Source organism: Stieleria bergensis (assembly GCA_007745635.1).
GTDB classification, from domain to species: Bacteria; Planctomycetota; Planctomycetia; order Pirellulales; family Pirellulaceae; genus Stieleria; species Stieleria bergensis.
Genome location: CP036272.1, coordinates 190,715 through 210,757 on the forward strand (window position 1 = coordinate 190,715; position 20,043 = coordinate 210,757).

Below are 20,043 nucleotides of genomic sequence, written 5' to 3' on the forward strand. Positions count from 1 at the left end.
ATCGGCTGGATCAGCCTGCCGGTTCAAGCAGAGAACGGCTGCCACGAAGCATTTTGGCACCGATCACGGAGGCTGGATCGGTCGTGACGATTGGCGAAACGAGGCGTTCAGGCGGAGGGATGAGATCCGACGGTTCACGGCGTCTAGGGCACCGCATCGTGTCATCTGGTAACACATCGCGTCATCTGGCAACGCATCCTGGGGGGTGAGTAACTCAGTTTACCCACGAGGCAACGGACTGCGGTCAATTTCTTGTTGCCAAAGCAGGGAAATTTGCCGAGTTTGGCGGTTCTCTCCATGACACGACAGGTTTTGCAGCCACTCCGTCGCGCCGGGCAAGACAAGCTGTGGCGGTCGGCTTTCCGTTTTTCAGTGCCGTGCACTCCAGTTTGGATCTCGGTAGCGGGTTTCGGCCAGCTTTACGGCTTGCCCCAAGACATCGCTGGTCACCAGCTGTGCCGACTCGGCGGGTGCAAGCGATTGTGTGCTTGGGTGATAGATCGTTGGCACACTGCCGAAATCAATTTCGCTAATGGGCAGCGCAAACTGCTGCTGCATCGATTTCCGCAAAGGCTCGATGGACAGCGGAGCATTGGTGATAAACGCTTGGTGATCGCGGCCCTGCCGGTAATCAGGTTGGCGTGGTGCAAAGTCCAAGCATTGTTGAACAAGCTGCAAGTCTGCGTCAACCAAGAGCGTGCCATGATACAAAACATGGTTACGCGTCAATCGCAAGGCGTTGCCAGAGAACTTGCGATCATTCAGGGTCAGGTCACAGATGCCTTGCATGTCGGCCGCAGGCAGCTGGTCTTGCACCGAGGCCAGCAGGCGCGACATGACGAACTGATGCGCGCGATCAATTTTTCGCAGTTCTGGAATTTCGTCCACCGAGAGCACGACGCTGTACATCCAGCAGTTTGGCCCGCCAACAATGCTGGCTCCGCCACTGCAGCGGCGCGTGATGGGAATGCCGTGCTGCAGACAAAACGCGCGATCGGTTTCTCGGGCGACCTTTGACGAGCGTCCCAAAACAACGGCAATGGACGGCAAGCTCCAGAGTCGCAAGCTGGGCCCGCAGTGGCCCGCTTCGGCCATGGTTAGCAAGGCTTCGTCGACGGCCAGTTGGAAAGCCACATCCGGGGGAATGGCAACATCGGCATGGAGGGGTTGCTTGTTCATGTTCCTCGCAGCGCATCAAGCATGTTGATTCTGACGACTTTGATGGCTGCCAATAAGCCCGCGAGCAAACCAAAGCCAAGAATGCCTAGCACCAACAGCACCGGTTCTAACACCGGCGGCAGCATGCCGCTGGTTGCCGCAAAGGGCAGCACCGCTAGCACGGCGCAGAGGACTCCACAGCCAATCCCAAGCAGCAACAGAGCAGCGGTCTCGCCGACGACCATCTTGGCCAATCGCTGTTGCTCAAACCCAATGGCTCGCATGACGGCCAGTTCATTGCGTCGTTCAAGCACATTGCGAACTTGAGCAATGGCCAATCCAAGTGTCCCCAATAACAGCCCCAGTCCGCCAAGGCTTTGGAAGGTACGCAGGTAGGTGTTTTGAACGGCCATCATGTTGCTTAGAACAACCGCCGCGTCAGACACGTCAAAGCCAACATCACCAAGGCGAGATTCCAAGGCCTCGCTGATCGCGGCCAGCTTTTCAGTTGCCGCATCAATCATCACAAAGCGATAGCCGTTGATGTCGGCGAACTGTTGTTCAAAGTTCTGTTCGCCAATTAACAAGCGCCCTTGCAACAAGGAGTTTTCCAGCAGTCCAACGACTTGAAAGTGAATGGTCTGATTGTCGTAGGTAAACGCTTTGACTTCACCAATGCCTTGAATCATCTGCAGGCTCCACATGGCCGTGTTTTGATCGATGATCACTGGGATCGGGTCCTCGGCGCTGCCGCTGGCGGGCGTCGATAGAAGTTCCCACGGATTGCGGATCGGTTGGTCGTCGCTTGGCAATGTTTTTGCGGCCGCATAGAAACGGAAGCGTGTCAGTTGGTCCTGGTATCGCTGGGGAACGCCAAAGACGGTGGGTTCACTGGCGCGATAAAGGTTATTGCAACTGGCGTCTTGACCGGTCCGCTGTCGAAACATGACCACGGTGGTATCGGTCATGGTGTCTTTCGCAGGGCCCAGCAGGCCCGAGCGAACTTTGGGATCGCTTAAGTCTTCATACATGGGCTGAGACAAACTGGCGATCAAATCAAAGCCTCCGGTGCCCTGGTCGCTGGGCGAGAGCCGGAACGCAGCAATGGCCACAATCAGGAAGCTCGCTGTGGCGATCAGGCCAACGGTCAGCGTGCTGCGGAGTGGCGCGCGAGTGGTGTTGCTGCGGGCCAAGGACCAGAGCGAATACTTGCCTGCTTGTCTGCCCGTGCGCTGACGGCTTAAGCCCCGATAGATCATGGCCAGTAGACCAATTAACAGCAGCATCCCGGCTCCGACAAAGCCACCCGCAGCAGTCTGGCCACCGGACATTGCACCGCCGATCGCCGCACCCATTGCAGCCAAAAAACAACCCACGACCAGCCACAATGATCGTCGCTGAGGCTGGGGGTCGTGGGAAGCGGTCGCATCGAGGCGTCCACGCAGCAGGCTGACGCTGGATTGACGCAGCAATGATCGGAGTGACCAGCGAATCGTTAACCAGCCAATGAACCAGCCCGCAAACGCACCCATGATCAGGCTGGTCGCTGACCAGTGAAAGGTCAGAAACGGGACAGTGACGGCCCCGACCCAGAACGTCCGCAGGGCTGCCAGAACACCAAAGGCGTAGGCCACTCCACCGGCTGTTCCCAAAGCCACGCCCAGTCCGGCAACGACTAACCCTTCACGCATGAACACGGCGGTGACGGTTTTTTGCTCCACGCCGATCGCCAGTAAGGTTCCCATCTGACGAACACGAGAAACCAAACCCAGCCGAAACAGCATGGCAATCAACATGATCGCCGCAAAGATGACGAAGAAGCTTAAAGATAGAAACAAGCCATCGAAGGGAGTCGTCCCCTTGGACGCTTGCAGTTGAGCCTGACGAATGTCTTGGACTTTCCAGCCAAGCGCGGGCAGAATCTCAGCGGTCGCTTGACTGAGTCGATCGATGAGTGGCTTTTGATCGGCGCTATCGGTCGCTTGAATCATCAGGCCGGTGGTGTTGCCAAAGCGACTTCCAAAGAGTCGCCGGCCTTCGGCAAGTGGGATGAAGGCTTTCGGGGTCAATCGATAGTCTTTCCAGTACTTGTCATCTTCGGTGGGGACGCGACGCGTGAGTTCAAACGGCGTGTCCCAGTCGCTCATCGATTCCTGGTCCGTCACCCCTGGCACAGTGGGTGTCAGGTCTGGGTCGTTGTACCGCGTCGGCGCCTGATCAAAGACCGCTTCACGTCTGCGAAAGTAAGGTCGCTTCGGTTCAATGATCGGAACCACGTCGGTAACAATCGCTTGAAACGATCGCTCGATTTCTTTGCCATTGGTCACTTCGGGTTCATAGTAGGCGATGTTGAGCAGCGTTCCTGCCGAAGCATTGATCCGCTCGGCAACCCAGGAGTTGATGACCATTGGAATGGCATCGGGCGGAACGTCAACGTCGGCGGGGATGTTGTCCAGGCTGTAATCCAGCGGCAGTCGCGCGCTGTTGTCCACCGAAGCCACGGTACTGTAGGTGATGATGGGGAACGATTGGTCCGGATCATTCACCAGCGCAATTTCGTTCGCTAAATAGGTCAGCACCGGGGTGATGCTCTCTGGCGGCGAGGCCTTCGTGATCGCCTCGACAGCATCATCAGGTAACAGCAAGCGATCACTGGTCACTAAGTCATAGCGATAAATGGTTTGATCATCAAAGCGTCGATCAACCCGCTGGAGCTTGAGCCCCAAGTCGGCCAACGAGACTTGCAGGTCACTCTGATTGATGGCTTGGCGACTGAGTGTCAGATTGGCTTGGTCCGGTCGTGACAGCACCTCCTGTACCAATGAACGCGAGAGGAACACATTCATCGGCGTGGCCTGGGTGGGCGACAAAGCAAACCGCGCTAAGCCTTGGTCGGGCAGGATTTCAATCACTTCTAAGCGTGGAATGCCTTCCGATTCGGACTCTTTCTTTCCCAGTGGACTGTCGGCTGGCACCGCTTGATCGACGGGCAATCTCACCGTGACCAGGTCGCCCACTTGGATGCCTAAGTCGTCAGCGACAGATTGGGTGACGATCACCGATTGATCGTCAGGCATTTTCTGCGGGACAATGCCGCTGGTGTCCAGTTTCCAGAACGCTTCGTCACAGGCGATGACCTGTGCACCGCTTGTGCGACGCAGTTCGGAGTTTTGTCGCGATTCAACAACGGCTTGCTGGAAGAGGATCAGATTGGCCAGGTCATCGGCGTTTGTACCGAGCGTCTGGGGTGAGTTGCTGACCGAAAAGAAGCCTCCGGGCGCAATCACGCTGTGGATCTTGCCCAGGCGCTGCTCCGTTAAGTCGCGCAGGCTGCCACGCATGGAGTCGCCGACGAGCAAGGCACCCACGATGACCGAGGTGGCGATCGCCACACCCAGTGCTACCGAAAGCGACGTTTGTCGGTAGTAACGCACGCCGGCGAAAATCAAACGGTTTATCGTCAGCTTCGTCCCGCCACTGGCATCGTTAGCGCGGTTGGTCGTCGTCATCAAGGCAGGTCCATCGTGAGGATGAAGGTACATTCGGACAGCAGCACGCCGTTGTCATTAACGGGGACGCGATGCGGTTGGGCTGTTTCTCACAGCCATTTGCCTGATCAAATCACGGCCAGCGGGTTACGCTTGGTTTCCATCGTCCCGCGAGTGACTCCGACACGATTTAAAGCATGCAAGGACTTCCAAACATTGGACGCGGAGGTTTTGCCACGCAGCAAGTCTCGGTACAGGCCGACAGTCTTGCCAACTTGTTCCGGGCTGTCTTCCAAAAACTCGATTCGGAACCAACGAACGCCATCGCTGATCAGGCCTGCAGCGCTCTCGGCGCCGCTTTGTGGAGTGGCATTATACAAGGTGTTGCGGCAGGCAACGTCGGCTTGCAAGGCATGCTGCGCTCCCACGCGATCTCGTAGATGCACTTCGTGGCGATCACAGGGCCGTCCGCAATTGGTCTTGTCGGTCCCAGGGGAAAGCACCGAGCAGAATACACAGTGCTCCATATGGAACATCGGAATGTGTTGGTGCAGAACGATCTCCATCCAATCGCTGGGGACGGATTGAATCAGATCGCCCAGTTGATCTCCGTTCAAATCGTACGACGCGGTGACACGCTGGACGCCCAACGAACGAATCCATTGCGCTGCGCGATGGTTCGCTACATTCAATGAGAAGTCAGCGATTACACCAAGGTCGTTCTCGTTGGCAAATCCAATCGCGGCCAGGTTTCGAGCCAATACAAAATCTGGTTGATGCCGCTTTAGCACGCGCAGCAAACCCATCTCACCGGGCTTTTGAATCCGAATCGAAGCGATGCCAAAGGGTGTTTGGTGATCTCCCATCGCTTCTCTGACCTGGGCGTATTCGCGAACGTCGTGGAAGTCCGTGTAGATCAGATCCACGCCCGCCTTGGCGGCGGCCTGGACTTGAGGCAGCGTCCGGCATAACGCCGCGAGCTGCGGTGCAGAGTCGACAGAGGCGTTTGCTTCGTCAAGAGGTTGTAGCAATTGTTTGCCAGCAGCAACGTTCACCGATCGCCCCGGCGGCTGCGTGATCGCATTGCTAAGCCGATCAGTCAGTGTCCGGCGCAGCTGATTAAGCAGGCTGGCCGGGACCATTGGGCTGCCTGTGATTTCAGCCGTCACGTTGCCCAACGCAAAGCTAGTCGCTCCCAGCCGGCCAAGTTTTTCTTTCAGATCGGCGATGCTGACAGGCCGATTGCGCGCAGCTTGGAGTGGCTGGTCGGATTGCGTGGAGACGGTGAATGGATTGGTCTGATCGATGGTGGCAGTGATCGACAGTGGTTGTTCAGCGCTGGCGATCACGTGAAAATCGACGTTGACTCGCCTCACGGCGTCCGCCACTTGATAGGTGCGTTTGAGTCGCTTGTTTAGCTGCGGGTCATCGTTCTTGAAAACGCTGGCCGACGGCATGATGGTGTCCCAATCAATTTCACCGCGACCAAAGCCAATCCAGCCGCGTTCTCCGGCGCTAATCTGTTTTAACTTGTTGCCATTGGCATCCGCGATCGAATAGATGCGTCCACCTTGCATGGCTTGTTCGCTGCCGCCTGTTTCCGTCGATTCGATTCCAATGCCGTCTCCCAGCGCCAGAGCGGTACTGGGAGTTAGCAGAACACTTTCCGAGCCAAGCTGTTCGATCTGCCCCAGCAGCACGCCGCGTTTCGCGCTGTGCTTTCCGGGGACCAGTCGCTTGTGATCATTGCCTTCTAACCAGCCGGGAGTAAAGCCGCGCGAAAACGACAGCTCCATTTCGACCTTGTCCTGTTCACTGACTGTGATCTGTCCATCGCGGACGGCTTGGTCGATGAAGCAACGGTAGTGTCGCGTTAAGTTGGCGACGTACTCCGGTGTCTTGAGTCGACCTTCGATCTTCAGTGAAGCGATGCCGGCTTGCATCAGAGCGACGATGGCGTCGTAACCGGCCAGATCCTGTGGGCTTAGCAGGTAACGCACGTCGCCAAGGTCAACGTCCTGGCCATCGCAAACCAGTTCGTAGGGAAGGCGACAGGCCTGCGCACATTGACCGCGATTCGCACTGCGGCCACCCAATGACTCACTGGTCAGGCACTGGCCACTGTAGGCGACACACAAGGCACCATGGATGAACACTTCCAAAGGCAGTTCAGTCTTGGCTGCGATGGACGTGATTTCTTTGACAGAGAGTTCCCGAGCCAGGACGGCGCGGGACAGCCCAAGTTCCATCGCCATGGCAACGGTTTCAGCGCTGGTCAGACTCATCTGCGTGCTGGCATGAATTTCAAGTTCCGGACAGATCGTGCGAATCAATTTCGCGACGCCAAAGTCTTGCACCAAAACCGCATCCACCCCAGCGGTGGCAATCTGTTCAATCAGCGGCACCAATCGAGGCAACTCACTGGGAAAGACCAGTGTGTTCATGGTGGTGTAGCCACGCACGCCACGTTGCCGCAGCAACTGCATCAATTCATCGAGTTGCTCGATATGAAAGTTGGCCGCACGATGCCTGGCATTGAAGCCGCAGTCCAAGCCAAAGTAGATCGCGTCAGCGCCGTTCTCGATCGCTGCGGTTGCACAGTCCCAATTTCCAGCCGGCGCAAGAAGTTCTGGCCCTTGGCGGCGGTTGCCAGAGGTGTTTTCCTGGCCGTCCGCTAGTTTAGCGCTCCGAGCGGAGGGTATACTCGAGCGGTTAGAAGAATCGTCGCGATTCGCAGCGGGTTGGGGTGCCGAATTCATGTGGCAATTATGACCGGATCGGACGCCGTTGCGAAGTCTGGTTTTCCAGAGGGTTGGTTTTTGTCTGCCGCAGTTGCGGTCGGCAGCGACGAAGGGCTTGTTCTGAGATTGTGAATTGCTTGTCAGGCGGAGCAAATGATCGGCTCAGTGCGAGCTGTTCTGGCCTTCGCAGTGTTCGCCGGTGACAAGTCAATGTTGGTATCGCGCAAGAGACATGGAGTTAAAATGGACCAAGCATCGCCTGATTCCCCCGTCGCGGCTGGTTTTGACTCCGACGTCGATTCGGGCTCTGTGCCGGTGCCCAAGCCCATGCTGATTCGATTCCTGCGTGTGACTGGCTGGTTCACCGTGTTGGCCTTGGGGGCGGCGCTGATGCCGGCGAAGTGGTTTGTTGAGGCCACGGAGGAACTCGGGCTAGGTGAGTTTCCGCCAACGCCTCTGGTGTATTATCTTGCCCGCCATTTGTCGCTGATGTACGGGTTTGTTGGAGTGGCATTGCTGTGGTTCTGCCGCCAGTTTTCTCAACCCGGTCCTGTAAGCTGGGCCGCTCAGGTGCGGCCTTTGGGGGTGTTCGTGATTGCCTTCGGTGTCGCCCGAACCTTGATCGACGTGATTGCTGGGATGCCGCTCTGGTGGACGGCCGTTGAATCGGGAGGCATGCTCTTGGGCGGCTGCGCAATCTTGGTTCTACAACGCCGAATGAATTAGCGGCGGTTTCTTCGCAACACGCATCCTGTCACAGGAGCAGCGCCAGCAGTCCGCTGGCCAACGGTTTGACCCTTGGCCACGCACGCACGAATCGCTTTAGACTGAAAACACATAGCCTTGAATGCGATCGACAGCGTGTTGGACTTCGTCGGGGCGGGGCAGTGGTGGAATGCGTTCGAGGTAGTCCTCCGGCAGTGCCCGGTCACGCAGGAAGCGTTGCAAGATCGAATAGTCGACATCTCGAAACGCTTCGGCTTTTTGGTAATGTCGAATGCCGATGACTTCGTCCGCAATCCAGGTCACGCGTTCAATCCAGCGATTGAGATCGCAGTCGCTGGCATCGATATTTGGACGGCTCCCTTGCTGTGTTGCCAACGCATTGATGACCCCTTGTCGCCAAGAGCGTGTGGGAGTTTGTTGGCGCGACAACGTGCCACCGGCTTGGTAATCCGCCCCATCGATCATTTCATAGAACTGATCATCATATTGATCGTCGCTAATCTCAATGCGAATCAGATCCAGGATTTCACAAAAGATAGCATCGACAGCGGAGTCGAACATTGCCGCTGGCGAGGCAATCATATGGTGCCCGAGTAACGCTCGAGTCACATGGTCCAGCAGCCAGAGTCGTTGACCGGGATCCCATTGGTCGAACCATGGCACGCCATACTGCCACTCGTAGCGGTCGTCGCGAATTTGATCCACATGTGAATCAACCATGGTGCCAATCGCACCGCGAACAAGGTCCGCTTCCGGTCCCAGCAGGGAGCGAGTTCCACTTTGAGTTGTCCAAGGCATGTTGAAGGTCTCTGGGTCTTAAGGTTGGGTAACAGCGGAACGGGGGTGCGTCTGTGATCGCACGACACCGTTGGGCTCCATAGGATCGTTACCCGTTATCAGTTCGGTCGCTGGTCTTTCGCCAATGGTGTTATCAGCTCAGTCCAGCGTTTTTGTCCAGCTTGCGGCTGGCCCCCCGCAAGCATTTTCTGACGCGTTTCCTACCCCCCGTCGGTTGACGATGCGCTGCTGGTTAGCGATTGAATCTTTATCAGATCCGATGCGTTGTTTTGCAGCATCGACGAACGTCAATTGGTCAGATGAACTATCAATAGCTTATGACTTATTGCATTGCGCGCGGATCGAAAATATCCTGGTTGTGGGTTGTTAGGCAGAGCGGCGGGAATTGCTCGCCGGGTGAAACAATACGTCATGGGTCAAGTCTGTTTCGGTTTCCCGCGACCGAATCCCAAACGTTCAATTTAGTCCTGCCAGATCGAAAATCGTCCAGTGATCAAACACCCTTCAGCGATGAACGTTTCGGTCGTTAGGCCGAAACAGCATTGGCAATGCCTTGCCTTATGGCTTACTTGGCTTCCCTTATTTGATTCGAGTACCCTTGATGATGAAGTTGTCGATTCGTGCAGGTGAGATGACCTGGCTGTTTTGTTTGATGCTGATCCTGCCGATCTGTATGCGGGGGACCGTCGCACAAGGGCAGGAACTCACGTCGGATAAGCGACCTAATATCGTCATGGCGTTTGCCGACGATTGGGGAAAGTATGCAAGTGTCTACGCCGCCAGCGATGGCAGTGCTTTATGCGATGTGGTCAAGACACCTCACTTTGATGCGGTCGCCAAAAACGGTTTGCTGTTTAATCGAGCTTACGTGAGTGCGCCATCCTGTACTCCTTGTCGGAGTTCATTGCTCTCCGGCCAGCACTTCTGGCGCTGTGGACGAGCGTCCATTCTGCAGGGGGCCGTTTGGGACTTTTCCAATCCTGCGTATCCGCTGCTTTTAGAAAAGTCTGGTTACCGGATTGGGCATACCTATAAAGTCTGGTCTCCCGGTAAACCAGCCAATGCTCCGCACGGAGGGAAACGCTGCCAATTCACCACAGCAGGCAGCAAGTTCAATGGTTTTTCTCAAAATGTAATGCGTTCCAAAGACCTGCAGGCCGGTAAGGACAATTTGTTGCAAGAAGTGCGAGGCAACGTGCGGTCCTTTTTGGATGCCGATGATGACAGCAAAGCCGATGGTCAACAGCCATTCTGTTATTGGTTTGGTCCCACCAACTGCCATCGAAAATGGATTGCGGGCAGCGGCAAAGCGATCTGGGGAATTGACCCCGATGATTTAAAGGGCAAGCTGCCGCCGTATTTTCCAGACGTGCACGTTGTCCGCGAGGACTTCGCCGACTATCTGGGCGAAGCACAGGCCTTTGATGCAGCGCTGGGCGTGATCATCGAGGAACTGAAACGCATCGGAGAATTGGACAACACGATCCTGGTCGTCAGCGGAGATCATGGGATACCCGGAATGCCGCGTGGGAAGTGCAATTTGTACGACCTGGGGACAAGTGTTCCCATGGCGATCAGTTGGCCAAAGGGAATCAACAAGCCGGGACGGGTCATCGATGATTTTGTTTCCTTGCCCGACCTGGCGCCAACGTTTTTACAGCTGGCGGGAGTTGAAATCCCTGAGCAAATGACGGCCAAGTCGTTATCACCTCTCTTCACCAGTGATCAGGACGGTCAAGTTGATCCCTCACGCGATGCCGTCTTCACCGGTCGTGAACGGCATGTCGCCAAAGCACGCGCTGATAACCTGCCTTATCCACAACGAGCGATTCGAACCGATCGCCATCTGCTGATTGTCAATTTTCAGCCCGATCGATGGCCCATGGGCGATGCGGTCGGTTATGGTCGCAAGTCGGATGCTGCCTTTCCTGAGTACGAGCGTTTGCGCGAGAATACCTTTGCCGCATTCGGTGACTTGGATGCCAGCCCAACCAAGGCGTACATTGTCACCAACCGTGACGCAGTGCCGGATGCGTTCGACATTGCTGTCGGTCGACGGCCGATGTACGAATTGTATGATATCGTTGACGATCCACACTGCATGAAAAACCTTGCACAGGATCCCAACTGGACTGGAATTCGTGACCAGCTTCGCCAACGCTTGTTTGACGAAATGCGCCGCACCGGTGATCCACGTCTGCAGGATTCAGTGCCTTTTGAAGCGTCGCCTTTTACGGACTGATGGCAGATTCATGGACTCAAGCTGATCGACTGCGGCAGCACGGATTTGTGCTGCTGCATGGCGCTGTTGAGCGTTCGACGGTCGCTGAATTGATTCAGCAGTGCGATCAGGCGTTGCAAGCCGAAGCCAGTGCTGAACAAGCGGCCAGTGCAGGTCAGGCGGCCAGTGCGGGTCAGGCGGCCAGTGCAGGTCAGGCGGCCAGTGCCCGCAGTGCTGCGGGGCACATCTATGCGGCTAGAAATCTGATCGACGCTGTGCCGATGGTGTTGCAATTCTGGAAGGCTGGAGGATTGAATCACTTCTTGCGTCAACAACTTGGTGACGCTTTCGGGTTGGTCCGAGTGTTGTATTTTGATAAGCCACCGGATCGCAGTTGGTCGCTTCCTTGGCATCAGGATCGGGCCATTGCGGTGCAAGATCATCAGCAGGGTGTGGAGCCCTTTTCACGTCCCTCGGTCAAAGCAGGCGTGCCGCATGTGATTGCCAGTGATGAACAGCTCCAGCGGATGTTGACGCTTCGAGTGCATCTCGATGATGTTGACCACCAGAACGGTGCTCTGGAGGTCATTCCGGGTTCCCATCAGTGGACCGGTTGCATGGCGCAGGGCATCGATTCCAGAGTTCGTATTGATGCCAAGGCAGGTGACGTGCTGGCGATGCGACCGCTGATTCAACACTCCAGTGCAGCGTCTGATCCGCAAACACGCCGGCATCGCCGCATTGTTCACTTGGAATTCGCTGCTGGGCCGGACTTGCCGGCCGGTTATCAGTGGCATCGCTTCGAGTCTTGTTAGTCGACCGCTAGCGAGTTGGATTCGGGAACCGTGAGCCCGCAACAGGTGCTGCTAGCTGGCTTCAATCCAGCGAATCAGCGTGCGGACCATTGTGCCTGTGCCACCTGCGTCCCGGTAAGGCTTGGGGCTATCGGCAAAGGCAGGGCCAGCGATGTCCAAGTGGACCCAGGGTGTTTCGCCAACAAAGTTTTCCAGGAACTTCGCTGCTGTGATGGCGCCACCCCAGCGACCTTCGCCAATGTTTTTGATGTCCGCGACTTTGCTTTTTACTTTGTCGTTATAGAGGCTGAACATCGGCAATTGCCACAGCGGTTCGCCTTCGGACTTGGCTGCTTCCAGAACTTCGTCACAGATCAATTGATCATTGGTCATTGCACCGGCGACTTCAATGCCTAAAGCGACCATGCAGGCGCCGGTGAGCGTTGCCAGGTCAAGCATCTTGACCGGTTGATGTTCAATGGCGACGTTCAGTGTGTCAGCCAAGACCACGCGGCCTTCGGCATCCGTGTTCAAAATTTCGATCGTCTTGCCACTGCGCGTTTTGATCACATCGCCCAGTTTGTAGCTCGATCCGCTGACCATGTTTTCTGCGAGTCCGCAGAGGCCGATCACATTTTTCTTGACACCCAGTTTTGCCAACGCATGCATGGTGGCGACGACCGTGGCTGCGCCTCCCATGTCACACTTCATGTCGATCATGCCGTCGCTGGGCTTGAGCGAGAGTCCGCCGCTGTCAAAGGTGACCCCTTTGCCTACCAGTGCGATGGGTTGTTCGCCAGGTTGTCCGCCATCGTAACGTATGATGACAAGACGCGGTGGTCGATCACTGCCCGCCCCAACGGCAAGGATCGCGTTGCAGTTTTCATGTGCTAAACGTTCTTCATCCCAAACTTCACAGCTCAGCCCGACTTCGCTGCACATGGTTTCAGTGACTTGTGCAAAGGATTCGGGATAGATTTCCGCGGCCGGTTCGTTGATCAAACGCTTGGCCAGGTTGGTCGAATCGCCGATGACCTGTCCCCGATCAATTGCCGCTTGAGCAATGCCCGAGAAGGCAATGCTGTTGGGCACATGGATCGTCGGTTTGGAACGATACAGGCCTTGCCCTTCGTGTGCGTACAGGACACCGGCAACAAGAGCGTCGTGGTGTGCCGCGTCGATGTCTTCGCCTAACGCAACGATCACCGAGGAGCGTTCTTTGCTGTTCAGTTCCCGAAGCGCTGTGCTGGCGACACGGAAGGCAGACTGCCGTGTGTGATCCTCGTTTTTTCCCATGCCAATCAGCAGCACGAGCTTTGCTCCCGAGCCATCGGCGTTGCTGACTGCCGGACCCGGAATCAGCATCGAATCGTTTGTGTCTTCGGGGGCCAGGTTCTGGTCCCTCAGACCGCCAATGGCTCCACCGAGCGTTTGATCCAGGGCCGTTGCGGTTGCCGACAGGGGACCCTCACTGGGAACGCCCACGATGATCACGTCACAGGACTGCTGGATCGGGTTGTCGATTGCAGAAAATTGCGGGTGGGGCAGTTGTGAGAGGATGGATTTCCGCTGAGACTGAGAGGGGGTTTCCGTCATGGATCAATGCCAACAGACTAAGGCTAAAAGGATAGAATTTTCCAACGCGGTGCACATTCAGTGTTCCGTTTTGACGCGGCCGAGGCAAGTGGGCGAGCGATTGACAAGCAATTCACCGCTCCGAGCATCTGCTTCGTCACACCATTTTACAGCATCTTTGTAGTTTACCGACCAGAATGAAACATCGCAGCACCTCCGACGTCGTGCGGGACCTTCGAAGCGGCGGATTCTTGATCGAAGTCTCTGATCCGGTCGATCCCAAGCTGGAAATGGCAGAAATTCAGCGCCGGGTTTACGCCAACGGCGGGCCAGCGCTGCTGTTCACCAATCCGATTGGCAGTCAATTTCCAATGGTTTCGAACCTGTTTGGTTCCCTGGATCAAGCTCGTTACCTGTTTCGCGACACCTTGGAGTCCGTGCGCCGCTTGATCGAGCTGAAAATTGATCCCACGGCCCTGCCCAAACGGCCCTTCCGCTATGCCGGTGTGCCCTTTGCCGCGCTGCACATGTTGCCAAAATCAGTGCGTCGTGGCGCTGTTTCTGCAAACACCTGTCAGGTCGCCGATCTGCCCGCGCTGACGTCGTGGCCTCGAGATGGTGGGCCCTTTGTCACGCTGCCTCAGGTGCTGAGCGATGATCCGGATCATGCTGGGAATCTGATGAAGGTCAACTTGGGCATGTACCGCGTGCAGCTTTCCGGCAACGATTATCAAGGCGACGAAGTTGGATTGCACTACCAGATTCACCGTGGCATCGGTGTGCATCACAAAGCCGCGCTCAAACAGCAACAACCTTTGCGAGTCGCGATCACCGTTGGTGGCTCTCCCGCCATGACGCTTTCGGCTGTGATGCCGTTGCCCGAAGGCTTGACCGAACTGACCTTTGCAGGTGCTTTGTCCGGCCGCCGAGTGCCGATGATCAACGGCAATCGGTTAGGAATCGGTCCGCATGCAGCGGTCTACGCTGATGCCGATTTTGCCATCGTCGGTTCCATTGATCCAAGCGTCAATAAACCTGAAGGACCCTTTGGTGATCACCTTGGATACTACAGTTTGCAGCATCCGTTCCCCACGCTGAAAGTGGACAAAGTGCTTTATCGTGATGGAGCGATTTGGCCATTCACGGTCGTCGGCCGACCTCCCCAAGAAGACACAACGTTTGGGCAGTTGATTCATGAATTGACCGATCCCATCATTCCCACAGTGATCCCAGGCGTCAAAGCCGTTCACGCTGTCGATGCAGCCGGTGTGCATCCGCTGCTATTAGCAATCGGTAGCGAACGCTACATGCCGTATCGAAACGAAGTCGCTCCGCAGGAGTTGCTGACCCAGGCCAATGCGATCCTGGGCAACGGACAGTTATCGCTGGCAAAGTACTTGTTCATCGTGGATGATCCTCAGAATCGACTGGACATTCACGAACTGGATCCGTTTTTGCGCTATGCGCTCCAGCGCGTTGACTGGCGAAGGGATTTGCATTTTCACACGCAGACGACGATTGATACCCTGGATTATTCGGGGACGGGGTTCAATCGAGGCTCTAAAGTGGTGGTCGCGGCCGCTGAGAAAAAGCTGCGAGACTTGCCAACGGAGTTGCCTGCAGGTTTGACGCTGCCGGACGGGTTTAGCCAGCCGCGAGTGGTATTTCCTGGAGTTCTGGCAGTGCAAGCACCTCGCCTTTCACAGCAGGTTTGGGAGTCAACTCCCGAGCCGGTTAGCCACGAAGTTCGCCAGCAGATTCGAGCCTCGTTGCGAGCGTTCTGTGACCAGTTGTCGACCGATCATCCGATCAACGCGTTTCCCCTGGTGACCTTGGTGGATGATAGTCAGTTTGCCGCTGAAAGTGTTCCGAATTGGCTGTGGGCGACATTCACTCGCAGCGATCCAGCTGGTGACGTCGATGGTGTGGGCGCCCAGGTCGTGGACAAACACTGGGGCTGCCAAGGGTCGCTTGTCATTGACGCGCGTTACAAGCCTTGGCAGGCACCACCATTGGTCGAAGATCCAGAGGTCACCGCGAAGGTTGATGCCCGTGCAGCTGCCGGTGGGCCATTGTCCAAGTTCCTCTAGTTCCTCTTGAATGATGATCGGCGCGTTGGGATCGACACGCTCGCTGATTTGATTCTAAAGTAGGCTTGCCATTCGCATTGTGGCAAACTCCCGCCTTTAACTTTCTTGGTAGCGAGATGTCAGAGCACTCAACTGGTTCGCTTTTGCAAAGCATTTTCGAGACGGATCATCCGGTGGTCTTTGTCACCGGCAGTGGAGCGGCTCGCGTGGGGCGAGCGGTGATTCGCGAATTCGCCGCTCATGGGTGTCATGTCGCCGTGCACGCGAACAGCAGCGCAGCGGAGGCCCAAGAGTTGGCTGATCAGATCGTCGCTCAAGGGGCGGTTCAGGCAATTGCCGTGCAGGGAGCGCTGCAAGAAGAGGGAGTGCCAGAGTCTTTGGTCAGGCAGGTCGTCGATCACTTTGGACGCCTGGATATCTTGGTCAATAGTGCTGCCATTTGGTCGCCGCAAAAGATCAACGAGGTCAATGCTTCTGATCTGCAGCGTTACTTTGACATCAACACGATTGCTCCCTTCATGTGTGCTCGGGCAGCTGCCAAGGTGATGGCTGCCCAAGACTGCGGTGGGGCGATCGTCAATTTAGGTGACTGGGCGACCGTCAGGCCGTATTTAGATCACGCCGCATATTTCCCCAGTAAAGCAGGCGTCGACATGATGACCCGCTCATTGGCCGTTGAGTTTGCTCAGTGGAATCAGAAGATTCGCGTCAACTGTGTCAAACCCGGGCCGGTGATGTTGCCCCAAGACGTTTCAGATCATCAGCGTCAGCGGCTGTGTGAAAGCACGTTGGGCGGCAATGTTGGGACTGCCGAGCATGTCGCACATGCCACCAGAATGCTGTGCGAAAACACCTTCATCAACGGAGTTTGCTTGCCCGTTGACGGCGGACGCACGATTTACGCTCCTGATGGCTTGCAAACCATCGAAAACATTGGCTAGCAGGGAGAAGCGGCGGATCGGAAGCCGCTTTCAGGTCGCTTGCAACTGATTTGGCGTTCGTTTTAGTTGCCAAACAGGCCGCGTCCCCGAAAAGGGTTGTTGAAGGTCGGCTTTTTGGGCTTCGACTTGGCCGGACCGCTAGGCGTGTGAATCGCGCGCGGCTGTTCGGCTGCAAAGATTGGGCCGTCCAAGATCAGGGCCTGTTGTGTCGGGTCCAGCACGGGGGCGGCACTGTAGGTGTGAAAGTCATTGCCGTAGCGAGTCACAGTGCTGGCCAGTGACATCGGAAGACGAGGAAAGGCCCGGGGGAGTGGCAAAGCCGATGAACTTTGGTCAGCGGAGTCCGATGCGGTGCGACTGGATTCCCAAACCGGCTTAACAGCCACTTGGAATTCCGGAGGAGCTGGCGTTGCAAACAGCCACGCGTCGCCGACGAAGGTCTGTCCTTCATCGGACACATATGCGTGATGCCTTGCTGGCGGGTTGAGTTGAGGTGAGTCGGCGAAGACTGCTGGTGCAGTCCCGAGAATCGCTAATTTAACGGTGAAGCTGATTAGCGTGGCGTTCCTTCGATGTTTGGTCATTGCATCAATCCGTGAGCGAATTAAATGGGAGGGGATAAAAATCTTCCCGCTCGTTAGCAACAAGCAAATCGAGGCGCTAGAAATTGCGTCGAGAGATCAAAGAAGTTCCCCATGGCCTTCGCGATGTATCATTTACCGGTGACCTGGTCGGTTGGGTGGAGTTTGCGGGCTGGTCGCATTGAAGGGTGGCGAACGCCAAAACGGCTGATGCGTTTTCATCAGCCGCCGGCCGTTAGACCCGGTTTTTTCGAGTGAGCAACGTAGGTTGCCGTGCTTGCACGCACCAGAAATCGTAGGTTGCCGTGTTCGCCTTGGTTCGCCCGGCGACGAGTGTAGAACACCTACGGCGTTCGGCAGATTGAACGCCACGCTTACCCAGGGTGCGCTTCGCGACCCTGGGCTGTGAGTATGGAACACCTACGGCGTTCGGCACCGCCTTGGATCAGCAAGTCGGTTGGGTGCTGGAGAATGATTCCCTGCCAACAGGTTGCCAAACGCATGGCGGACCTTTTCGAACTGCTTGCGGTTTGGTCTGCTAACAAATCGCGGTTCTTCCTTCGCTCGCTCCAATCTCCCTCCGATTCGTCACCATGCCTTACGATCAATTTCACTTCCATCTCTATGGCCCTGTCCAAGATACCGCTCAGCTCGCCGGCCCCGCGCCGCCTCTGCCTGCCAGTTTCGATCAAATGATGCAGCGCTTTGACGCTGCGTTCCCAAACGCCTACAGCGAACCCGATGGCTCCATCGCTTGGGCAAGCAAGCAGCACCAAATTGTTGGCACGATCTATGATTTCGCCGGTCAGGTTCAGTATGTGGAACTGCGAGGACGAGGCGAATTGGAGAAAGTGAGGGCGTTGGTGGAAACACTTTGCGGAACCACCCAGATTGAAGCCTTGACCGTGATGGTCTTGCCAGAAAGGCAGTGGAAGAATTTTCAAGACTTTGAAAAAACGTTCCCTGAAGCCTAGGTTGCTGACCGCAAAAATCGCTCGGTGGGTGTCGAGCCGCTTGACGGATTTCTACGATTCCTCTGAAAACAATCGCTTAGAACAAGAAAAAACGAACTTTCTGGCTTTTTAAACGCTCAAAGCTCTTAATTGGTCCGCCTTATGCATTGGTCCTGATTCATAGAGGATGGCGGTTTCATGGCATGGAACTCCATTATGAAAGTAGGAATGGTTCCTGCCGACATTTAGCCGGATGTCTCGCACTACGAAGGATTGACTATGACAACTGCAACACTTGAAATCAAAGAAGTCGAAACGCAATCGTTGACGCAGCACGAAGCTGTCGTGAACATTCAATTGTCCGATGCTGAAATCCAGCGTCGAGTTGATAGCATCAAATCAACTTGGACAGCAGCTGACCGCCGTGAGCGTCGCATCGAAGCAGGCGAGCGATTCCATCATCTGATGGAAGCTTTGTTTGCGGGTGCTGCCTAAAGCGGAGCCCGGAGTCATATCGATCCCGAGTAGGCATTGGCTTGGGGTGAGATGACCCGACTGATGCTGGCGAAGCAGCAATGGCCCCGCCCGCGTGTGGGTCTAGCGATCGAGGCCTTCTTGGTCGCCCGTTAGCTGATCGATGGCGTGGCCGACTTCGCCATCGTGGTAGCGAGACGATTCCAGGAACGTCTCCAGCAAGACGAGTGCAGCCACCGCGTCAAGCTGCTTCTTTTTTTTCTGCCGAGTCAGCGACTGGCTTCGCAGTCGTTCTTTCGCGGCAGAGGTCGTGAATCGTTCGTCAAACATTCGCACCGGCAATTCAGTCTGCTGATGCAGCCAGCGAGCGAATCGCCGACTTTCGCGACTCTTATCGCTTTCTTTGCCGTCGCAGTGGATCGGCAGTCCGACCACAAAGCCCACCAGGCGTTCTTGTTTGGCAAGCTGCTTGAAGTACTTTTCATCGCGAGCGGTTTGGCCCACTTGGTAGATTTCCAGTGGGCTGGCCAGAATGCGATCGGGATCGCAAATTGCAATCCCAATGCGGACGGTGCCATAGTCGATGGCAGCCAAGCGGCCGGTGCTGGGGAATAAATGATCCATGAGCAAAGCGATGTCATTCGCAGCTGTGTGGGAGAGCCAGTGAGTCACCGCAGTGGCCGGCCTTGAGAGGCGAATCTCAAGTTTGGTGCTCAGGCAAGAGGCCTTCCCCGCCGGCTACGCGTTGGACGCTTCTGCAGATCGTTTTGCGAGATGGTCTTTGACGGCCTGAGTTGGCAAGGGGATGCCACGAATGGTGCCATCGCAGACGACTTTTTCGTTGACCACGCCCTGGAAGTCCGCGACGATCATGCGGTTTCGTCGAGCTCGGGTCAATTTGATCAGGATCACAAAGCGATCCCCGGGGACAACGACATCTCGAAATCGAGTGGCGTCGACTCCGCCAAATCCAACCATCTCGGCGCCCAGGAGATCGTATTTCTGGGCAAAATAGCTGGACAGCTGAGCGACTGCTTCGAGTTGAATCACGCCAGGCATGACAGGCATCCCCGGCATGTGACCACGACACCAGAATTCGTCGTGCCGGACTTCTTTGTAGCCAGCGCAGCGCAGTGTGTCGGGGTCCTCATAGAGGATAGCCGTCAGGTGCTCCATCTCATGACGCTGCGGATTGAACTGGCGAATCAAATCCAGATCCGCAACCGGCTGGTCATGGCTAAACAAAGGAGCGTCGATCAGGAAGTCAGTTTTCGGCACCGTCACCGCCTCTGAATGAATATTGCAGCTCTAAACTGGGGAGTGATCAGGTCTTGATCTTCTTGCGTTTTGCTTTGCGTGCTTTAGCGCTGGCCGGGCGACGGCCGTGGTTTGCTTTTTTCAATTTGTGTTGTGGCTTGGCCATGATTTCGTCCTAGGAGACAAAAGTTTGGTGTGAGTCGCAATTTGTAGCCCCGGACCATACCACAAGCCGGTCGTCAGCGG

General features: G+C 56.1%; 16 protein-coding genes. 7 read left to right on the forward strand and 9 right to left on the reverse strand.

All coding sequences use genetic code 11. The features are described from left to right. Window positions 1–369: 369 nt before the first annotated feature. The 3 genes from SV7mr_RS00595 to SV7mr_RS00605 all read right to left on the reverse strand — a co-directional run bounded on the left by SV7mr_RS00595 (window position 370) and on the right by SV7mr_RS00605 (window position 7,405). Window positions 370–1,179: a lipoate--protein ligase family protein gene (locus tag SV7mr_RS00595; RefSeq protein ID WP_145268265.1), complete on the reverse strand. Its 810-nt coding sequence runs from the start codon at window positions 1,177–1,179 to the stop codon at window positions 370–372. Continuing rightward, entirely contained in the window at window positions 1,176–4,667 is a 3,492-nt protein-coding gene (locus SV7mr_RS00600; protein WP_145268267.1) for an ABC transporter permease, read from the reverse strand. The genes SV7mr_RS00595 and SV7mr_RS00600 overlap by 4 nt, the downstream gene beginning before the upstream one ends. Before the next feature lie 107 nt (window positions 4,668–4,774). Beyond that, on the reverse strand, window positions 4,775–7,405 hold the full coding sequence (locus tag SV7mr_RS00605) for a U32 family peptidase (RefSeq protein ID WP_145268269.1): 2,631 nt from the start codon (window positions 7,403–7,405) through the stop codon (window positions 4,775–4,777). Window positions 7,406–7,630: 225 nt separating this feature from the next. Here SV7mr_RS00605 and SV7mr_RS00610 point away from each other — a divergent pair, with 225 nt between their 5' ends. Continuing rightward, window positions 7,631–8,113, forward strand: a complete 483-nt coding sequence (locus SV7mr_RS00610; RefSeq protein ID WP_145268271.1) for a hypothetical protein — start codon at window positions 7,631–7,633, stop codon at window positions 8,111–8,113. Window positions 8,114–8,209: 96 nt separating this feature from the next. On the opposite strand, the gene SV7mr_RS00615 is transcribed toward SV7mr_RS00610, so the two are convergent. Further along, the gene (locus SV7mr_RS00615) at window positions 8,210–8,911 is read right to left on the reverse strand and encodes a hypothetical protein (protein ID WP_145268273.1); all 702 of its coding nucleotides are present in this window, start codon (window positions 8,909–8,911) and stop codon (window positions 8,210–8,212) included. A gap of 673 nt (window positions 8,912–9,584) precedes the next feature. Between SV7mr_RS00615 and SV7mr_RS00620 the strand changes: the two genes are divergently transcribed. Together SV7mr_RS00620 and SV7mr_RS00625 are read left to right on the forward strand one after the other, a co-directional pair. After that, window positions 9,585–11,153, forward strand: coding sequence for a sulfatase family protein (locus SV7mr_RS00620; RefSeq protein ID WP_419188508.1), 1,569 nt, complete (start codon window positions 9,585–9,587; stop codon window positions 11,151–11,153). After that, window positions 11,153–11,947, forward strand: coding sequence for a phytanoyl-CoA dioxygenase family protein (locus tag SV7mr_RS00625; RefSeq protein WP_145268275.1), 795 nt, complete (start codon window positions 11,153–11,155; stop codon window positions 11,945–11,947). The genes SV7mr_RS00620 and SV7mr_RS00625 overlap by 1 nt, the downstream gene beginning before the upstream one ends. A 51-nt stretch (window positions 11,948–11,998) precedes the next feature. Here SV7mr_RS00625 and SV7mr_RS00630 read toward each other — a convergent pair whose 3' ends face one another. After that, entirely contained in the window at window positions 11,999–13,522 is a 1,524-nt protein-coding gene (locus SV7mr_RS00630) for a leucyl aminopeptidase (RefSeq protein ID WP_145268277.1), read from the reverse strand. A gap of 176 nt (window positions 13,523–13,698) precedes the next feature. Between SV7mr_RS00630 and SV7mr_RS00635 the strand changes: the two genes are divergently transcribed. Together SV7mr_RS00635 and SV7mr_RS00640 are read left to right on the forward strand one after the other, a co-directional pair. Next, window positions 13,699–15,591, forward strand: coding sequence for a UbiD family decarboxylase (locus SV7mr_RS00635; protein WP_145268279.1), 1,893 nt, complete (start codon window positions 13,699–13,701; stop codon window positions 15,589–15,591). A 116-nt stretch (window positions 15,592–15,707) separates the two neighbouring features. Then, window positions 15,708–16,532 carry an SDR family oxidoreductase gene (locus SV7mr_RS00640; protein ID WP_145268281.1) on the forward strand — a complete coding sequence of 275 codons (825 nt, stop codon included), beginning with the start codon at window positions 15,708–15,710 and terminating at the stop codon, window positions 16,530–16,532. A 62-nt stretch (window positions 16,533–16,594) separates the two neighbouring features. On the opposite strand, the gene SV7mr_RS00645 is transcribed toward SV7mr_RS00640, so the two are convergent. Next, on the reverse strand, window positions 16,595–17,116 hold the full coding sequence (locus SV7mr_RS00645; protein ID WP_145268283.1) for a hypothetical protein: 522 nt from the start codon (window positions 17,114–17,116) through the stop codon (window positions 16,595–16,597). Between the two features lie 590 nt (window positions 17,117–17,706). On the opposite strand from SV7mr_RS00645, the gene SV7mr_RS00650 reads away from it, so the two are divergent. Together SV7mr_RS00650 and SV7mr_RS00655 are read left to right on the forward strand one after the other, a co-directional pair. After that, the gene (locus SV7mr_RS00650; protein WP_145268285.1) at window positions 17,707–18,087 is read left to right on the forward strand and encodes a hypothetical protein; all 381 of its coding nucleotides are present in this window, start codon (window positions 17,707–17,709) and stop codon (window positions 18,085–18,087) included. Window positions 18,088–18,345: 258 nt separating this feature from the next. Continuing rightward, window positions 18,346–18,561, forward strand: a complete 216-nt coding sequence (locus SV7mr_RS00655) for a hypothetical protein (RefSeq protein WP_145268287.1) — start codon at window positions 18,346–18,348, stop codon at window positions 18,559–18,561. 102 nt (window positions 18,562–18,663) lie between these two features. Here the strand turns inward: SV7mr_RS00655 and ruvX are convergent, their stop codons facing one another. From ruvX to SV7mr_RS24965, 3 genes are all read right to left on the reverse strand, one after another. Further along, window positions 18,664–19,164, reverse strand: a complete 501-nt coding sequence (ruvX, locus tag SV7mr_RS00660; protein ID WP_145268289.1) for a Holliday junction resolvase RuvX — start codon at window positions 19,162–19,164, stop codon at window positions 18,664–18,666. A gap of 114 nt (window positions 19,165–19,278) precedes the next feature. Next, complete coding sequence (locus SV7mr_RS00665) at window positions 19,279–19,818, reverse strand: 3-hydroxyacyl-ACP dehydratase FabZ family protein (protein WP_145277851.1); 540 nt, start codon at window positions 19,816–19,818, stop codon at window positions 19,279–19,281. A 46-nt stretch (window positions 19,819–19,864) separates the two neighbouring features. Next, window positions 19,865–19,963, reverse strand: coding sequence for a 50S ribosomal protein bL37 (locus tag SV7mr_RS24965; RefSeq protein WP_390621835.1), 99 nt, complete (start codon window positions 19,961–19,963; stop codon window positions 19,865–19,867). Between the last annotated feature and the right edge of the window lie 80 nt (window positions 19,964–20,043).

Coding starts and splice junctions, on each gene's coding strand:
- SV7mr_RS00595 (WP_145268265.1), bottom strand. CDS start 1,179: ATGAACAAGCAACCCCTCCATGCCGATGTTGCCATTCCCCCGGATGTG.
- SV7mr_RS00600 (WP_145268267.1), bottom strand. CDS start 4,667: ATGACGACGACCAACCGCGCTAACGATGCCAGTGGCGGGACGAAGCTG.
- SV7mr_RS00605 (WP_145268269.1), bottom strand. CDS start 7,405: ATGAATTCGGCACCCCAACCCGCTGCGAATCGCGACGATTCTTCTAAC.
- SV7mr_RS00610 (WP_145268271.1), top strand. CDS start 7,631: ATGGACCAAGCATCGCCTGATTCCCCCGTCGCGGCTGGTTTTGACTCC.
- SV7mr_RS00615 (WP_145268273.1), bottom strand. CDS start 8,911: ATGCCTTGGACAACTCAAAGTGGAACTCGCTCCCTGCTGGGACCGGAA.
- SV7mr_RS00620 (WP_419188508.1), top strand. CDS start 9,585: ATGCGGGGGACCGTCGCACAAGGGCAGGAACTCACGTCGGATAAGCGA.
- SV7mr_RS00625 (WP_145268275.1), top strand. CDS start 11,153: ATGGCAGATTCATGGACTCAAGCTGATCGACTGCGGCAGCACGGATTT.
- SV7mr_RS00630 (WP_145268277.1), bottom strand. CDS start 13,522: ATGACGGAAACCCCCTCTCAGTCTCAGCGGAAATCCATCCTCTCACAA.
- SV7mr_RS00635 (WP_145268279.1), top strand. CDS start 13,699: ATGAAACATCGCAGCACCTCCGACGTCGTGCGGGACCTTCGAAGCGGC.
- SV7mr_RS00640 (WP_145268281.1), top strand. CDS start 15,708: ATGTCAGAGCACTCAACTGGTTCGCTTTTGCAAAGCATTTTCGAGACG.
- SV7mr_RS00645 (WP_145268283.1), bottom strand. CDS start 17,116: ATGACCAAACATCGAAGGAACGCCACGCTAATCAGCTTCACCGTTAAA.
- SV7mr_RS00650 (WP_145268285.1), top strand. CDS start 17,707: ATGCCTTACGATCAATTTCACTTCCATCTCTATGGCCCTGTCCAAGAT.
- SV7mr_RS00655 (WP_145268287.1), top strand. CDS start 18,346: ATGACAACTGCAACACTTGAAATCAAAGAAGTCGAAACGCAATCGTTG.
- ruvX (WP_145268289.1), bottom strand. CDS start 19,164: ATGGATCATTTATTCCCCAGCACCGGCCGCTTGGCTGCCATCGACTAT.
- SV7mr_RS24965 (WP_390621835.1), bottom strand. CDS start 19,963: ATGGCCAAGCCACAACACAAATTGAAAAAAGCAAACCACGGCCGTCGC.